This is a genomic window from Microbispora bryophytorum (genome assembly GCF_043197435.1).
GTDB lineage: Bacteria > Actinomycetota > Actinomycetes > Streptosporangiales > Streptosporangiaceae > Microbispora > Microbispora bryophytorum.
Genome location: NZ_JBICTF010000006.1, coordinates 222,185 through 237,776, shown reverse-complemented (window position 1 = coordinate 237,776; position 15,592 = coordinate 222,185). Strand labels below are relative to the sequence as shown.

Here is a 15,592-nt window from a genome sequence, read left to right as displayed (position 1 = left end):
TCCGGCGCCCGATCAGGTGGCCGAACCGAGGTCCTCGGCCAGGGCCTCCTCCTCCAGTTCCTCCCGCCGAGCGGCGGCCGGACCGGCGGCGGCCGCCTCGGCGGCCTGGGCGCGCTCGGCCTCGCCGAGCTGCCGGTGCGCGGTGGTCAGGACGAGCGCGCCGAGGAGCACGGCCGCGGCTCCCAAGTAGAACGGCACGTGCTGACTGTCGAAGTGCTCGGCGAGCTCGCCCGCGACGAAGGGCGCGAGCCCGCCGCCGATGAAGCGGATGAAACCGTACGACGCGGAGGCGATGGGCCGCTCGACCGGCGAGATGGTCATGACCGCCTGGGTCGTGACCGTGTTGTTGACGCCGATGAAGATGCCGGCGACGATCACGCCGCAGATCACGGCGATCCGGTTGTCGGTGAACAGCGCGATCACCAGGATGTCGAGGCTGAACAGCACGAGGTTGGCGTACAGCGTGCGGGCGATGCCGAAGCGGGCCTGCAGCCGTGGGGCGCCGAACACCGAGAAGATCGCGACGAGGATTCCCCAGCTGGTGAAGACGAGGCCGAGCTGGTGCTCGTCGAGCTCCATCGGGTAGGGCGCGTAGCCCAGCACGGTGAAGAAGCCCCAGTTGTAGCAGAGCGCGGTCAGGCCCAGGATGAGCAGGCCGCGGTGGCGCAGGGCCTTGATCGGCGCCGCGATGCCGGTCTTCCTCGCCGGCGTGGGCGTGGGCCGCACCAGGGTGATGGTGGCGATCAGCGCGATCGCCATCAGGACCGCGACGCCGTAGAACGGGCCGCGCCAGCTGATGCCGCCGAGCACGCCGCCCAGCAGGGGGCCGACCGCGATGCCGACGCCGAGCGCGGTCTCGTACAGGATGATCGCTCCGGCGAAGCCGCCGCTGCTCGACGCGACGATGACGGCGAGCGAGGTGGCGATGAACAGGGCGTTGCCGAGGCCCCAGCCGGCGCGGAAGCCGACGATGCCGCCGATGCCGCCGGACGTCCCGGCGAGGGCGGCGAACACCACGATCAGGGCGAGGCCCACGATGAGGGTGCGCTTGGCGCCGATCCGGCTGGAGACCCACCCGGTGACCAGCATCGCCACGGCGGTGACGACCAGGTAGCTCGTGAACAGCAGCGACACCTGGCTGGGCGTGGCGTGCAGCTTCGTGCTGAGGGCGGGCAGGATCGGGTCCACCAGCCCGATCCCCATGAACGAGATCACGCAGGCGAAGGCGACGGCCCAGACCGCCTTCGGCTGCTTGAAGGGGTTTGAGACAGGGGCATGAGCAGAGCTCACCGGACCTCCTGGGAGTCAGCGAGGGGGAGCGCCCTGATCCCTACTCGTCCGCCGTGCCCTGGAGCAGGCGCAGGAGCAGGGGGAGGAACTCGCCGGCGACCCGCGTGAGCTCACGCAGCTCGCCGGGGGACAGCGTGCCGAGCATCTCGGTGAGCCGCTCTCTGCGCCGCCGTCGCCGCTCGGCCAGCAGGGCCCGGCCGGCGTCGGTGACGCTGACCCGCACCGCGCGGCCGTCGAGGTCGTCGACCGCCCGGCGTACCAGGCCTTCGCGCTCCAGGCGCTGCACGAGCTGGGTCATCGACGGCTGGGTGACGGCCTGCCGCGCGGCCAGGACGCTCAGCCGCTGCGGGCCGTTGCGGTGCAGGTACGACAGGGTCGTCGCGGCCGTGAGGCTGAGGTCGCCCTGCACGGACAGCCGCCGCACGGCGAGCACCGCGAGTTCGTCCAGGACGGCGGCCACCGTCTGGGGCTCATCAGGGGAATCGGCGCTCGGGGTGACGGACACAGGTGTTCCTCCGGACGGGATCCGAATTACATAGGAAGCTTATACAACTGCCCGGAGTGCACCGCATCGCCCCCTCGTCCAGCCTTCAGCAGGAGCAGCGGCGAGGCGCCGGCCGAGCGCGGGCGAACGGGTCGCCCTGCCACGAGCGCCTGTCGTCTGGTCGCGCCCGGCGTTCGCTCGCCGCGTTCACGCCGGCTCGTCCACCAACTCCCGCGGCCTCGCGACGTCCTGCCCGTCGTGTCCGTCCTGTCCCATGGCGCTCAGTTGCGCGGCGTCCCGGCCGGGAGAGGCCCCGAACACCTTGCGGTATTCCCGGCTGAACTGTGACGGGCTTTCGTAACCGACGAAATAGCCGATCTCCGCCACGTTCCCCGACCGGGTCATGAGCAGAGTGCGGGCCGTCTGGAGACGGATCTGTTTCTGGAACTGGACCGGCGTCATCGACGTCGCCGCGCGGAAGTGCCGGTGAAAGGACGACGCGCTCATACCGCAGAGCTCCGCCAGATCCGTGACGGTGAGCTGCTCCCGGTAGTGCTCGCGGATCCAGCGGATTCCCCGGGAGATGTGCGCGAGATTGCCGTCGACGAGGCCGATCTGCCGTACGAGCGCACCCTGGTCGCCGTTGATCAGCCACCAGAGGATCTCCCGCTGGTATCCGGGCGCGAGCACGCGCAGGTCGTCCGGCCGGTCCGCGAGGCGCAGCAGACGTACGACGGGATCCAGCAACTCCGGCGAGGCGTCGCTCACCGCCATTCCGGTGAACGCCGGGGGCTTGCCGGCCGCGCTCGCCTCCAGCAGGAGCGGCGCGATGTCCGCCGGGCGCAGCGACATGCTGAAGACGACGAACGGCTTGTCCGGGCTGGCCTCCAGGGCCTGGCCGATCACCGGGAGGTCCACCGACACGACGAGGTACTGCCCGGCGCGGTAGTCGTACGGGACCCCGTTGAGCACCGTGCGTTTGACACCCTGCGCGACGATCGCGAGCGACGGCGAGGAAAACGTGCCGACCGGGGATGTGGGCCGGTCCGCGGACGCGATGGTCACTCCGTCCGCGATCCTCCGGCGAAGGCCGTCGGCGGTGTGGCGCGTGATCAGCCCCCGCATCTCGTCAAGGAGGTCCATGCGCGCCAGTCAACCACCCCGGACCAGGCGACAGCGCCACGCCCGAGGGCCCCCGACGTGCGAGATTGACAGGATCGTGCAAGGCGGCGGCAGGATCGGGTTCACGGCACGGCGGGCCGGCTTGGTGAGATGAACAGGTCAGCAGCCCCGCGAATCCAGAAGGCACGTACGACATGAAACGCAGAACTCTCGGCGCCACCGGGACGTCCGTCAGTGAGCTCTCGCTCGGCGCGATGATGTTCGGCAGCATGGGAAACCGCGACCACGACGACGCTGTCCGCGTCATCCATCGCGCACTCGACGCCGGCATCAACGTCATCGACACCGCCGACGTCTACTCCCAGGGTGAAGGTGAGGAGATCGTCGGGAAGGCGATCAAGGGCCGCCGCGACGACCTCGTCATCGCCACGAAGTTCGGGCTGCCGATGGGCGAGGACCCCAATCGGCGAGGCGGTTCCCGGCGGTGGATCGTCCGCGCCGTCGAGGACAGCCTGCGTCGCCTGAACATCGATCACATCGACCTCTACCAGATGCACCGCCCCGACCATGAGACGGACGTCGGCGAGACGCTGTCGGCCCTGACCGACCTCGTCCGCGCCGGGAAGATCCGGGCGTTCGGGTCCTCCATGTTCCCCGCGGAGCTGATCACGGAGGCACAGTGGGCGGCGCAGCGCACGGGGACACACCGGTTCCTGACCGAGCAGTCGATGTACTCCGTGTTCACCCGCAGGCCGGAGGGCGCGGTGTTCCCGACCGCACAGCGCCACGGGCTCGGCGTCCTCACCTTCAGCCCCCTCAACGGCGGATGGCTCTCCGGCCGGGCCGACTTCACTACCGGCCACCGGGCCTCGTCGCGACCGTCGCACTACGACACGACGACTCCGGCCGGCAGGCGCAAGACCGTCGCGCTCGCCGAACTCGCCGCCCTCGCCGCAGAGGCCGGGATGACGCTGCCGCACCTCGCGATCGCCTTCGCCCGCGCGCACCCGGCCGTGACATCCGTGCTGATCGGGCCGCGCACCGCCGACCAGCTCGACGGGCTCCTGCCCGGCGCCGACGTGGACCTGACCGGCGACATCCTGGACCGCATCGACGCCATCGTGCCGCCGGGAACGGACCTCAACCCCGAGGACAACTACGCCACCACGCCGCCCGCGCTGCAGGACGCCCGGCTTCGCCGCCGCCGGTGAGATCGATCATGATGACGCCGTCCAGGTTGTGCCTGCGCACGGCGCGTACGTAAGCGTCCTCGGTCCTTTCTCCGCTCGTGTCCCCGCTGGTGGCGAGCATGAGGAGGTGATAGCCGCGCCCGCTGAGCGCCGTCTTCAGGCCGATGAGGATTTCCTGGAAGAACGGGTGCCGCCAGCCGGGACGGCGGTGATCGGTGTCCCACACCAGGCCGACCATGAAGGACTTCTTGGTGGCCAGGGTGCGGGCGGACTCGTTGGGCAGGTAGCCGATTTGGCGGGCCGTCGCCAGCTCTCTGATCGTTGCCACGGACCAAACGCTTCGGTGACCAGGTTCATCGGGAGACCGCCCCTCTCTGTCGCACGGTGTGCCGTCCGACATGCGGGAATCGCCGAACGCCTTGTCGTATTGAACCCTGCCGCCGGTTCATTCACTATCGAGGAACGGGCATTTCCGGTCGGTAAGAAGACAGTTCGCTTTTGGAGGCAGCGCTGTGCGCAATATTGCTCACATAAGGGCGGTGGTGTCGGATTTCGTGGGCCGGGAAGCCGGCCGCAGTGTCGCGTTGCGGACGCTTCGGGGACCCGAGTTGGACGTCTCGGTGGATGCGGAGGTGCCACGCCCCGCGGCTAGCACTTTGAAGGTCCCGATCGTGATCGAGGTGCTGCGCCGGATCAGAAAAGGGATCATCGGCGGTTGCGACCGCGTGCGAAGAGAGGAGTTGGGCAAGACCGTTTTTCCCACGCTGCTCAACGTCTTCCGCTGGGATCACGAATTCACGGTTCAGGAGCTCTGCGGCATCACTCTCGCCACTAGCGACAATCTCACGGCCCAGTACCTTCTGGAAACGGTCGGCCCCCCGGCGGTGAACGATCTCCTCAGCTCACTGGGGTGTCACGCCTCCAGGCTGCAGGTCGGCTTCAGGGACTTCGAGCTGAGTCCGATCGGGCGCGCGAACATCACCACCGCCGCAGACCAGGTCCGGTTGCTCTCTTATCTTCACGGGTCTCCGGAGGACGAACAGGTGCTGCTCGCGATGGAGAACGGGCTGCGCAAATCGCGTACGGCGCTTCGATTCCCCGAAGACCTCCGTATCGCGAACAAAACGGGTTCCCTGAACGGCGTGGCGAACGACGTGGCCCTGATCCGGGACGGCGGTCTTCATCTCGCCGTGTCGGTCCTGACGGACGGACAGAAGGACACCGCAACGACCGCTATCGAGATCGGGGACATGGTGTTCACGATATGGCGGGAGCTCGGAGGCAGGGTCGATGAGTTCGGATAAGGAACGGCGTCTCCGTCTGGCCAGAGGCATCAGCGTGCTCACGGCCGTCGGTGTGGTGGGTCTCAGTGGAATGCTGATCACCCTGTTTCCGTCCCCGGGTCAACAGCCCTCTCCCGCCCTGATGCTTGGCCTGGTGTCGAACGCGCTGTTCTCTGGAGCCCTTACTGCGATCATCTTCAACACGCTCGCCTCCAGAGAGGCCGAGCAGCAGATGGACGTCATCCTGGAGCGCGTGCTGCGGCAGGTCTTCATGCCGATCCGTTCCGTTCTCGACGTGGGCGCGATCGGCCACTACCGGTTCGTCACGCATCTGACGGCCCCGGCTGCGGACGACCCTCACCCCGAGTACGCGGTGCAACTGATCCGGCTCGCCTATACCAGGCGCACTCTGCCGGCCCAGGTATCGATGGTCTGCATCGCCTCCATGGACGATCGAGCGGCCGACCCGTACGCCGACCCGGACAGATACCTGATGCGGTGGCAGATAGAGGAACACCTGATGCCCGACGATCGTGCGATGTTCGCCCCTGGGAGCCTCACGGTCGACGGTGAGGAGGTGAGCTGCAGCGTCCGCCCGAAGATGGTGCGAGAAATGCGGATCTGCGAGTACGTGTACCAGATCCCGCGCCACCTTCGTAGGTCGAGCAGCAATCGGGTGGAGATCGCGGTCGCAACCAGGAAGTACATCATGGACGCCCACGTGATCGTCAAAGTGGTGCTCTTCGCCAACGTCACCGACGCGGAGTTCTACTGCACTTTGGACGGGTCCGTGGCCTGCGACCGATTATCCGTGGCCGCGAACGTCGCCGGACTCGGACCGAGGGGCGAATCGTCGGTGGGCAGCACCTATTCGGACCTCCACCGCGGGCTGGCCGCACACGCCCACTACAGATATCCGCTACAGGCCGGGTCCTCGATCACCTTCTATCTTGATCGGAAGGAACGAGGCCGGATCGGAAGCGAGGCCGGCGCGTGAGGCGACGGGCGGCCGAGCGGCTCAGGCCGCACATCATTTCGCGGTAAGCCAGGGGCAGAGCCACGCCCTGGTACTGGACGGCTGAGTGGAACGCCCTCAACCCGGTACGGCGGGACTGACGTGCACTGCTGCGGGGCTGGGCGTCGCCTTGCGTGCCGGGCCGGACACGGCAGGGTATGAGACGCGGATCATCGGGTAGCCGTGGGCCTCGTATGTCGTGGAAGGCTCTCAACAGGAGGACCCATGGCCGCTCCCGTCGACTGGGGAAGAGGAGTGGCGGACGCCTGGTCGTCGGTCGCCACGTTCGTCCCCAAGTTCCTCGCATTCGTCGTCGTCCTCGTGGTGGGCTGGCTGGTCGCCAAGGCACTGCAGAAGGTTGTGGACGCCGTACTCGAACGCGTCGGGTTCGACCGGTGGGTCGAGCGCGGGGCCGTGGGGCGGGCCCTGGCGCGCAGCAAGTACGACGCGTCCGGCCTGCTCGCGAAACTCGTCTACTACGCGGTCCTGCTGATCACGCTGCAGATCGCCTTCTCCGTCTTCGGGCCCAACCCCGTCAGCGAGCTGCTCTCCGGAGTGGTGGCATGGCTGCCCAAGGCCGCCGTGGCGATCGTCATCATCGTGGTCGCCACCGCCGTCGCCAGGGCCGTCAAGGACATCGTCACCGCCGCTCTGGGCTCCCTGTCGTACGGCCGGGCGCTGGCCACGATCGCGTCGGTGTTCATCATCGGCCTCGGTGTCATCGCCGCGCTCAACCAGATCGAGGTCGCGACCACCGTCACGACGCCCGTGCTGATCGCGATCCTCGCCACCGTGGCCGGCATCCTCATCGTCGGCGTGGGCGGCGGCCTGGTACGGCCGATGCAGCAGCGCTGGGACCGCTGGCTGAACCGGGCGGAGGCCGAGACCGACACCATCCGCGCCCAGGCCGCGGCCTATAGCCGGGGCCGCGCCGACGCGATGGAGACCGCCGCCATGCCGCGGCCCGAGCAGCCGCGGCAGCGGGTGGGGGCTTTCGCCCAGCCGGCCTCCACCGCGTCCCCGAAGAGCACCGCGTCCCCGAAGAGCACCGCGCGGCCTCAGAACGCCAGCGGGAACGTCCCGGGCGGGCAGGGCGCCGGGGACGCGCGGGCGAGCGGGCCCGCGTACCCCGAGAGCACGCCGCCGGTCGCTCCGGGCGCGCCGACGACTCCTATTCCCCCCGCGGGCGCGGTCCCTCCGGGCACCCCCGGAACCCCAGGCGCCCCGATGCCGCAGGACGCGCCGGGTGAGGTGGCACGGCCCATCTCCTCCCGGCCGAATCCCCCGGAGGAGCCGCCGTCGCCGCGCCGGTGACCCCCTTCCGTCGCGCGGGGCGTCTCTCACCGGGAGGGATGCCCCGTCGCCGTGTCGGAAGCGATATGGAGTCAGGCGGGCTCGGCCTTGGCGTCGAGCATCAGGCAGACCGCGGTCATGCGGAGGGTGGCGAAGTCGAGGGGCTGCTCCGGTGCCGGCGCCCGCCAGCCCTTTTCCCGGGCGCCGTCCCAGTAGCCGATCAGATAGGCGAGCAGGGAGGCCGGCCCGACCCTCTCGCCCAGCTCCGCGATGACGTGCTTGACGGCGGTCATGTGCTGGTCCAGCGAGGCGAGGATCCCGGGATGCTGATGCCGCAGGTCCAGCACGCGCTGCGCGAACTCGGCGCGGATGCGGACAGGCCAGGACTGCTCGGACACAGAAGTCCCCCGGAGGGTCAAGGGTGATGGGTGCCTCATCACCATAAGCGCCTCCGGGAGCACAAGAATCTAGAACGCGCAGAGAGGGCGACACCTTAAGCGGGAGCGTCCGTCCGCGTCCGGTGCGGCCCAGCGCGCGGGCAGTGCCAATCGCAGCCCGCGCCGACACGGATGTCCGGCCCGGGTGTGCGGAGAGGGGTACCTGGGCCGTGCCGGCGCGGGTTCCGGCGAACAGGACCGCGGCCTCGCCGCCGTACGCGCGGGACCGGCCGAGGGCGGAGCGGGTCAGAGCGGGGGCGTGCTGGAGCCGCGTACGACGAGTGTCGTCGGCAGGATCTGGGGCGGCGGGGCCTCCGCGCCGTTGATCATGGCGACCACCGCCTCGGCGGCGGCGGTGCCGAACCCGGCCTTGTCCTGGGCGACGGTCGTCAGGCCCGGCGGCACGAGCGCGGCCACCTCGATGTCGTCGAACCCGACCAGGGCGATGTCCTCGGGCACCTTCAGACCGGCCTCGCCGATCGCGCGCAGCGCGCCGACGGCCATCTCGTCGCCCGCGACGAACACGGCGTCGGGCCGATCGTCCGCGTCGAGCAGGCGGCGCATCGCGGTGTGGCCCCCCGACAGGTAGAAGTCACCCTCCACCACGAAGTCGGGCCGGCGCGGCAGCCCCAGCCGCGACATCTCGTCCTGGTAGCCCCGCAGGCGCTCGGCGCCCGGGCGCGTGTGCGCCGGGCCGGTGATCGTGGCGATGGCTCGCCGTCCCCGCTCGTGCAGGTGCTGTACGGCCAGGCGGGCGCCGCCCGCGTTGTCGGAGGTCACGTACGTGGCGCGGGAACCCTCGACGGGACGGTCGAGGCTGACGCAGGGGATGCCTGATTCGGACAGCCGCCGCAGTGAGGGATCCCACGTGCCGCTGTCTATCATCACGACGCCGTCCAGGTTGTGCCTGCGCACGGCGCGTACGTAGGCGTCCTCGGTCCTTTCTCCGCTCGTGTCCCCGCTGGTGGCGAGCATGAGGAGGTGATAGCCGCGCCCGCTGAGCGCCGTCTTCAGGCCGATGAGGATTTCCTGGAAGAACGGGTGCCGCCAGCCGGGACGGCGGTGATCGGTGTCCCACACCAGGCCGACCATGAAGGACTTCTTGGTGGCCAGGGTGCGGGCGGACTCGTTGGGCAGGTAGCCGATTTGGCGGGCCGTCCGCAGGACCTGCTCCCTGGTCTTCGCGTTCACCACCTCGGGGTTGTTGAAAACGCGGGAGACGGTCGCCGGAGACACACCGCACAGGCGCGCCAGCTCTCTGATCGTTGCCACGGACCAAACGCTATCGCATCTCGCTGTAACCGGTTTCATGCAACCGGTTTCCCTAAAATAGGCAACAGTGGGGAAGTCCGTCAACCAGTAAGCGAAATTTCCCTTCGTCATGTTTTTGTGACTTGACAACCGACCGTCCTCCTATGTGTGATGGCGGGCATCGGCCGGTGCTTTTTCGTTGCCACGGCTCGGCCGCTGTCGTGTCTCGCAGCCGCTTCCCCTTTCTCCTGCTAGGGAGTTCAGGTGTCCGCTGCGGAACTCCGTTTGCCCGCGTGTGTGCCCGCCGTACGGCTCGGCGGGTCCCGCGGCCTTCGGGGGAACGGTCCCATCGCCCGCACGGCTGCTCGCCGTGTCCGGGCTGTTCACCGGAGCGGGCACAGAACCTGGAGCAAACAGGGAATGACGGCGACCGACGAACGCCTCGCCATGCTGCGGACTTTTCCCGCCGGCTTCGTGTGGGGCACGGCCACCGCGGCGTACCAGATCGAGGGGGCCGTCGACACCGATGGCCGGGGACCCTCGATATGGGACACCTTCTGCCGGGTGCCCGGCGCGGTGGCACGGGGCGAGTCGGGTGAATTCGCCTGCGACCACTATCACCGCTGGCAAGAGGATGTCGATCTAATGAAAGATCTGGGGGCGGGGGCCTACCGATTCTCTGTGGCCTGGCCGCGGGTGCTGCCCGACGGCCGCGGACCGGTGAACCGGCGCGGGCTCGACTTCTACCGGCGGCTCGTGGACGCCCTGCGCGAGGGCGGCATCGAGCCGTACGTGACCCTCTACCACTGGGACCTGCCGCAGGCGCTGGAGGATCGCGGGGGCTGGCGGGTCCGTGACACCGCCGAGCGCTTCGCCGACTACGCCGAGGTGATGTACGACGCCCTCGGCGACTCGGTCTCGAACTGGATCACTCTCAACGAGCCCTACTGCTCGTCCATCGTCGGCTACGGCGAGGGCCGGCACGCGCCGGGCGCCAAGGAGGGGCACGGCGCGCTGGCCGCGGCCCATCACCTGCTGCTCGGCCACGGCCTGGCCGTCGCGCGCCTGCGGGAGATGGCCAAACCCGGCCAGCAGATCGGGGTGACGCTCAACATGTCGCCGACCGTGCCGGTGACCTCCTCGTCGCAGGACGTCCAGGCCGCACGGCGGATGGACCTGCTGGTCAACCGGCAATTCACCGAACCCCTCTTCGGCGGGGCCTACGCCGCCGACATGGCCGAGACGTTCGGCCGGATCACCGACTTCTCCTTCCGGCAGGACGGCGATCTGGACGTCATCGGCGCGCCGGTGGACTTCCTCGGGGTGAACTACTACTACCGCCTGCACGTGGAGGCCGCGCCGTACGAGGAGGCCGACCCCGCCCGGCGTTCGGCCTTCGACCTGGGCGTGCGCACCGTCGCGCCGGAGGAGGCGCGCACCAGCGGGCTCGGCTGGGTGGTGGAGCCCGAGGGGCTGTACGAGACGCTCGTCGGGCTGACCTCCCGCTATCCGGACCTGCCGCCGGTCTACATCACCGAGAACGGGTACGGCGACGACGGGGTGATCGAGGACAGCGGGCGGATCGACTACCTGCGCGACCACCTGGCGGCGACCCGCGACGCGATGACGGCGGGTGCGGACGTGCGGGGATACTTCTGCTGGTCGCTGATGGACAACTTCGAGTGGGCGCGGGGCTACTCCGCCAGGTTCGGCCTGGTGCACGTGGACTACGAGACCCAGGCGCGTACGCCGAAGGCCAGCTTCCACTGGATGCGCGACTTCATCGCCGACCCGGTCGTCGCCGGTCCTGCCACGACGAGCCCGGTCGACATCCTGGTCGCGGGCACCCCGGGGGGTGAGCGCCCGGCGGGGGACTGACCCGCGGGAACCGACCGGCGGGGGACTGAGGAGCCCACAGGGCTCCGGGTTGACCGGCACGCACCGAGGGTGCGTGCCGGTCAATTCCCCTTTTGGTGCGCCGAATCCTGATTAATCAGCTACGTTTTGATCAACGTACGAGCGCATCAGGGGCAGGACGGATGAACATGGAGCAGGGGCCGCCGGGAATCGACGTGACGGTCCCCAGCGTCGCCCGGATCTACGACTACCTCCTCGGCGGCAAGGACAACTTCGCCGTCGACCGGGCGGCGGCCGAGAAGCTGATCGAGCTGACCCCGAACGCGCGTGAAGGCGTGCGGACCAACAGGCGCTTCATCCGCCGGGCCGTGACGCTCATGGCCCGGGAGGGCATCCGCCAGTTCCTCGACATCGGCGCCGGACTTCCGACCCAGGAGAACGTCCACCAGGTCGCGCTCGGCGAAGCCCCCGACGCGCGGGTGGTCTACGTCGACAACGACCCGATCGTGCTCGCCCACGGGCGGGCCCTGCTGGCCGACAACGATCGGACGATCGTCGTGGACGGCGACCTGCGCGAGCCCGAGGCCATCCTCGGCGACCCGCGGATCAACGAGCACATCGACTTCGGCAAGCCGGTGGGCCTGCTCATGGTGGCCGTGCTGCACTTCGTCCCCGGCACCGAGCACGCCGGGCGCGTCGTCGCCACGCTTCGCGACCGGCTCGCCCCGGGCAGCGCGATGGCGATCAGCCACCTGTCGTACGGCGACCTCGACGAGGACAAGATCCGCGAGGGACGCGAGCTGTACAAGAACACCTCCGCCGGGGCGGTCACCCCGCGCACCCACGCCGAACTGCTGCGGTTCTTCGACGGATTCGACCTGGTGGAGCCGGGTCTGGTCGTGACCGAGGAGTGGCGGCCCGAGCCCGACGAGCCGAAGCTGCCGAGGATTCCCGGTGTAGACGGCTACGCCGGCGTCGGCCTGCTGCGCTGACAGCTCTTCACACCGACCGGAGCTTCACAACCGACGGGTTCTTGTACCGGTCGGGTTCTTGTGCCGACGGGTTCTGCACGCTGACGGGGCCGTCGGCGGGCCGGCCCGCCGCGGGCGAGCGGCGGGCCGGTCGCCGGATCAGGCGGCCGCGAGCCACAGGTCGGGGCCGAACACCTCGTAGTGGATGCCGGAGTCGGGCACGCCCAGCTCGACCAGCTGTGCGCGCACGGCCCGCATGAACGGCAGCGGGCCGCACAGGCAGGCCACGACGTCCCCGGGCAGATCGATCGCCGACATGTCGGCCCGGCCCACGGCGGTGGCATGGCCGGCGCCGTTCGCCGCGTCACCCGCCTGCGCCTGCGGCAGGTCCTCGTACCACCGGTGCAGGGTGGCGCCGGGCAGGGCCGCGACCAGCTCCGCGAGCTCCTCGCGGTGGACGTGGGCGCCGGGGGATCGGTCGGCGTGCACGACCACCACCCGCCGCTGCGACCCGGTCGCCAGGAGGTGGTCGAGCATCGACAGGATGGGGGTGACCCCGATGCCCGCCGAGGCGAGCAGCAGCGGGCCGTCGCCCTTGGGCAGGGTCAGGTCGCCGAAGGGGGCGGAGACCGAGAGCACGTCACCGGCCCGGACGTGTTCGTACAGCCAGGTGGAGACCTCGCCCTCGGGGGCGCCTTCGCCGCGCACCCGCTTGACCGTGATCCGCCAGTCGCCGCGTTCCGGGGAGTTCGACAGGCTGTACTGCCGGATCTGCCGCGCCCCGTCGGGCAGCGGCACCCGCACGCTGACGTACTGTCCCGGCAGGAAGGGCATCGGCAGGTCCGGGCGCAGGAGGAAGGAGACCGTGTCCGCCGTCTCCTCGCGACGCTCGACCACGGTGGCCCGTGTCCAGCCCCGGCCCGCCTCGCGGTAGAGGCCGCGCTCCAGGCCGATCAGCGTCTCGGCCATGAGCCAGTAGACCTCGTCCCACGCCTCGGCGACCTCGGGCGTCACGGCGTCGCCCAGCACCTCGACGATCGCGCCGAACAGGTACTTGTGCACCACGGCGTACTGCTCCTCGGTGACGCCGAGAGAGGCGTGCTTGTTGGCGATCCTGGACAGCATCGTGCCGGGAAGCACCCCTGGGCGCTCCACAAGCACGGTCGCGAACGCGGCGATCGAGCCCGCCAGCGCGACGCGCTGCTCACCGTTGGCCTGGTTGCCGCGGTTGAACAGGTCGCGCAGCAGCTCCGGGTTGTCGGCGAACATCGTGTCGTAGAAGCGGGCGGTGATGTCCTGGATCGCGCCCGCGATCACGGGCAGGGTGGCGCGGACGGTCGCGGCCGAGTCCGGGGAGAGCATGACATCCTCCAAATTAGTATGTGAAATGCATATTTAACGCCATGAACCTGCTGGGTGCTCCCAGTGATGCAGGTCAGGAGAGGCTGAGCAGCACCGGCCTCGACGACGAGGAGGTGAGCTGATCCACGGTGATCGGGTCGAGGGAGGCGTAGAAGGCCTGCTGTGCCACGCGCAGCGCGCCGCGCAGGCTGCAGACGGCCCGCAGCGGACAGGGAATCTCTCCCTCGCAGGTCACGACCTCCTCCTCTCCTTCCAGCTCGCGGACCAGCCAGCCGATCGAGGCTGTGCGGCCGAAGTCGGTCAGCTCCAGGCCTCCGCCGCGTCCCCGGCGCGCCTCCACGACGCCGAGGTGCTGCAGGCGGGCGATGGCCTTGGCGGTGTGGTTGTAGGGGATCGCCATCGCGTCGGCCACCTGGCGGGTGGTGAGTGACGCCCCCGGTTCCAGGACCGCCAGGCGCATGGTGACGCGCAGGGCCAGGTCCGTGAACTTCGTCAACCGCATACCCTGACGCTAGCAAATCGGTATGTAGCACTCCAATTTGGGGTGCTTCGCAGGGTGGCCTGAAGTTGTCGGTGGCCGGTTTTAGGGTGAGGCGGAACAGGATCCGCGACGAGAACGGGAATCCCATGACGACCTTTGCCGATCGCCCGAACACCGCGCTGCTGGTCATCGACGTCCAGAACGGGGTGGTGGCGGGCACCCCCAACCGCGACACCGTGATCGCGAACATCGGCAGCCTGATCGGCAGGGCACGCGCGGAGGACGTGCCGGTGATCTGGGTGCAGCACTCCGACGACCACGATCTCCAGCGGGGCAGCGACAACTGGCGGTACGTGCCCGAGCTGGTCCGCCGCGACGCGGAGCCCCTCGTCCACAAGAGGTACGGAGACTCGTTCGAGGACACCGATCTGGAGGCGCTGCTCGCCGAGCGCGGGGTGGGCCGTCTCGTCGTCACGGGCGCCCAGACCGACGCGTGCATCCGCTCGACCCTCCATGGGGCCTTCGTCCGGGGCTACGACGTGACGCTGGTCTCCGACGCGCACACCACCGAGGACCTCAGCGCCTACGGCGCACCGCCCCCGGAGCAGGTGATCGCACACACGAACCTCTACTGGCAGTGGCAGAGCGCCCCCGGCCGCCGCGCGGGGACCGCCGGCACGGCGGAGGTGACCTTCGCCGACGCGGGCTGAGGGTCCGACGCAGGCTAAGGGTCCGGCGCGGGCTCAGGTTCCGGTGTGACTGAGGTTCTGGCGCGGCTGAGGTTCTGGCGCGGGCTCAGGTTCCGGCGCGGCTGAGAGGGCATCACCGAGGGGGAGCGCGCCGCGGGTGGGGACGGCGCCGCTCGCCGTCTGAACGTGAGCGTGGTGGACGTGACCGCAGCCGCCTGTCCCGAAGACCTCGTCCAGGCCGTCCGGGCGGTGGGCGTGCGTGACGAGCGCCTGCTCCAGGCCGTGCGCTCCACTCCGAGAGCCGGTTTCGTCCCCACCGAGCACATCGCCCACGCCTACGAGGACGTGCCGATCCCCATCGCCCACGGGCAGGTGACCACCCAGCCGTCGCTGTCGGCCACGATGATCGAGGGACTGGGGCTCACCGGGCGGGAGCACGTGCTGGAGGTCGGCAGCGGTCTCGGATACCAGACCGCGCTGCTCGCCCGCGTGGCCGCCGACGTGGTCAGCGTCGAGTTGTGGCCCGACCTCGTGCGCGCGGCGCGCCGCAACCTCGCCCGGCAGGGCGTCCGCAACGCCGAGGTGCTCGTCGGCGACGGCGGCCAGGGGGTGCCCGAGCACGCCCCTTATGACGCCGTCATCGTCTCGGCCGCCTTTCCCACGGTCCCCGCGCCGCTGGTCGAGCAGTTGCGGCTCGGCGGGCGCCTGGTGCAGCCCATCGGCACGGGGGGCCGGGAGGAGGTCGTGCTGTTCGAGCGCACCGTCATCGGCCTCGAACCGCGCCAGGTCCTCATGCTGGCCCGCTTCGTCCGCCTCCACGGCCGCCACGGCTACCCCTCCTGACGTCCCCGAAGCCGCACCCCGCCT

The 15,592-nt window shown here is 69.7% G+C and carries 16 protein-coding genes; 8 read left to right on the top strand and 8 right to left on the bottom strand.

The genetic code is table 11. From position 1 onward, the window contains the following. Positions 1 to 12: 12 nt before the first annotated feature. The 3 genes from ACGFIB_RS21960 to ACGFIB_RS21950 form a co-directional block, all read right to left on the bottom strand. Positions 13 to 1,290 carry an MFS transporter gene (locus tag ACGFIB_RS21960; protein ID WP_393374481.1) on the bottom strand — a complete coding sequence of 426 codons (1,278 nt, stop codon included), beginning with the start codon at positions 1,288 to 1,290 and terminating at the stop codon, positions 13 to 15. Positions 1,291 to 1,330: 40 nt separating this feature from the next. Then, on the bottom strand, positions 1,331 to 1,795 hold the full coding sequence (locus tag ACGFIB_RS21955) for a MarR family winged helix-turn-helix transcriptional regulator (RefSeq protein ID WP_317984513.1): 465 nt from the start codon (positions 1,793 to 1,795) through the stop codon (positions 1,331 to 1,333). A 186-nt stretch (positions 1,796 to 1,981) separates the two neighbouring features. Further along, the gene (locus ACGFIB_RS21950; RefSeq protein ID WP_393374478.1) at positions 1,982 to 2,917 is read right to left on the bottom strand and encodes an AraC family transcriptional regulator; all 936 of its coding nucleotides are present in this window, start codon (positions 2,915 to 2,917) and stop codon (positions 1,982 to 1,984) included. A 173-nt stretch (positions 2,918 to 3,090) separates the two neighbouring features. Here ACGFIB_RS21950 and ACGFIB_RS21945 point away from each other — a divergent pair, with 173 nt between their 5' ends. Then, entirely contained in the window at positions 3,091 to 4,107 is a 1,017-nt protein-coding gene (locus ACGFIB_RS21945) for an aldo/keto reductase (RefSeq protein WP_393374476.1), read from the top strand. Here the strand turns inward: ACGFIB_RS21945 and ACGFIB_RS21940 are convergent. Further along, positions 4,037 to 4,414: a LacI family DNA-binding transcriptional regulator gene (locus ACGFIB_RS21940; RefSeq protein ID WP_357245152.1), complete on the bottom strand. Its 378-nt coding sequence runs from the start codon at positions 4,412 to 4,414 to the stop codon at positions 4,037 to 4,039. The two genes, ACGFIB_RS21945 and ACGFIB_RS21940, sit on opposite strands and share 71 nt — an antisense overlap. A gap of 184 nt (positions 4,415 to 4,598) precedes the next feature. On the opposite strand from ACGFIB_RS21940, the gene ACGFIB_RS21935 reads away from it, so the two are divergent. The 3 genes from ACGFIB_RS21935 (at position 4,599) to ACGFIB_RS21925 (ending at position 7,698) form a co-directional block, all read left to right on the top strand. After that, entirely contained in the window at positions 4,599 to 5,390 is a 792-nt protein-coding gene (locus ACGFIB_RS21935) for a serine hydrolase (RefSeq protein ID WP_393374473.1), read from the top strand. Further along, positions 5,377 to 6,366, top strand: a complete 990-nt coding sequence (locus tag ACGFIB_RS21930; protein ID WP_393374471.1) for a hypothetical protein — start codon at positions 5,377 to 5,379, stop codon at positions 6,364 to 6,366. The genes ACGFIB_RS21935 and ACGFIB_RS21930 overlap by 14 nt, the downstream gene beginning before the upstream one ends. 243 nt (positions 6,367 to 6,609) lie before the next feature. Next, positions 6,610 to 7,698 (top strand): mechanosensitive ion channel family protein, encoded by a 1,089-nt coding sequence (locus ACGFIB_RS21925; RefSeq protein ID WP_393374469.1) that lies wholly within the window; start codon positions 6,610 to 6,612, stop codon positions 7,696 to 7,698. Between the two features lie 71 nt (positions 7,699 to 7,769). Here ACGFIB_RS21925 and ACGFIB_RS21920 read toward each other — a convergent pair whose 3' ends face one another. Further along, positions 7,770 to 8,075 carry a DUF6401 family natural product biosynthesis protein gene (locus ACGFIB_RS21920; protein ID WP_357245144.1) on the bottom strand — a complete coding sequence of 102 codons (306 nt, stop codon included), beginning with the start codon at positions 8,073 to 8,075 and terminating at the stop codon, positions 7,770 to 7,772. Positions 8,076 to 8,360: 285 nt separating this feature from the next. Next, a complete protein-coding gene (locus tag ACGFIB_RS21915; RefSeq protein WP_393374467.1) occupies positions 8,361 to 9,386 on the bottom strand; it encodes a LacI family DNA-binding transcriptional regulator in 1,026 nt (341 codons plus the stop codon). Between the two features lie 399 nt (positions 9,387 to 9,785). Between ACGFIB_RS21915 and ACGFIB_RS21910 the strand changes: the two genes are divergently transcribed. Together ACGFIB_RS21910 and ACGFIB_RS21905 are read left to right on the top strand one after the other, a co-directional pair. Continuing rightward, positions 9,786 to 11,243: a GH1 family beta-glucosidase gene (locus ACGFIB_RS21910; protein WP_208762290.1), complete on the top strand. Its 1,458-nt coding sequence runs from the start codon at positions 9,786 to 9,788 to the stop codon at positions 11,241 to 11,243. A gap of 161 nt (positions 11,244 to 11,404) precedes the next feature. Further along, positions 11,405 to 12,214, top strand: a complete 810-nt coding sequence (locus ACGFIB_RS21905) for an SAM-dependent methyltransferase (RefSeq protein WP_308424413.1) — start codon at positions 11,405 to 11,407, stop codon at positions 12,212 to 12,214. Between the two features lie 138 nt (positions 12,215 to 12,352). Here ACGFIB_RS21905 and ACGFIB_RS21900 read toward each other — a convergent pair whose 3' ends face one another. Next, positions 12,353 to 13,555, bottom strand: coding sequence for a globin domain-containing protein (locus ACGFIB_RS21900; RefSeq protein WP_393374464.1), 1,203 nt, complete (start codon positions 13,553 to 13,555; stop codon positions 12,353 to 12,355). Between the two features lie 73 nt (positions 13,556 to 13,628). Beyond that, complete coding sequence (locus ACGFIB_RS21895) at positions 13,629 to 14,057, bottom strand: RrF2 family transcriptional regulator (RefSeq protein WP_142572296.1); 429 nt, start codon at positions 14,055 to 14,057, stop codon at positions 13,629 to 13,631. 125 nt (positions 14,058 to 14,182) lie between these two features. Here ACGFIB_RS21895 and ACGFIB_RS21890 point away from each other — a divergent pair, with 125 nt between their 5' ends. Then, positions 14,183 to 14,746, top strand: coding sequence for a cysteine hydrolase family protein (locus ACGFIB_RS21890; RefSeq protein ID WP_393374461.1), 564 nt, complete (start codon positions 14,183 to 14,185; stop codon positions 14,744 to 14,746). Positions 14,747 to 14,920: 174 nt separating this feature from the next. Beyond that, a complete protein-coding gene (locus ACGFIB_RS21885) occupies positions 14,921 to 15,568 on the top strand; it encodes a protein-L-isoaspartate(D-aspartate) O-methyltransferase (protein ID WP_357245136.1) in 648 nt (215 codons plus the stop codon). The last annotated feature ends 24 nt before the right edge of the window (positions 15,569 to 15,592 follow it).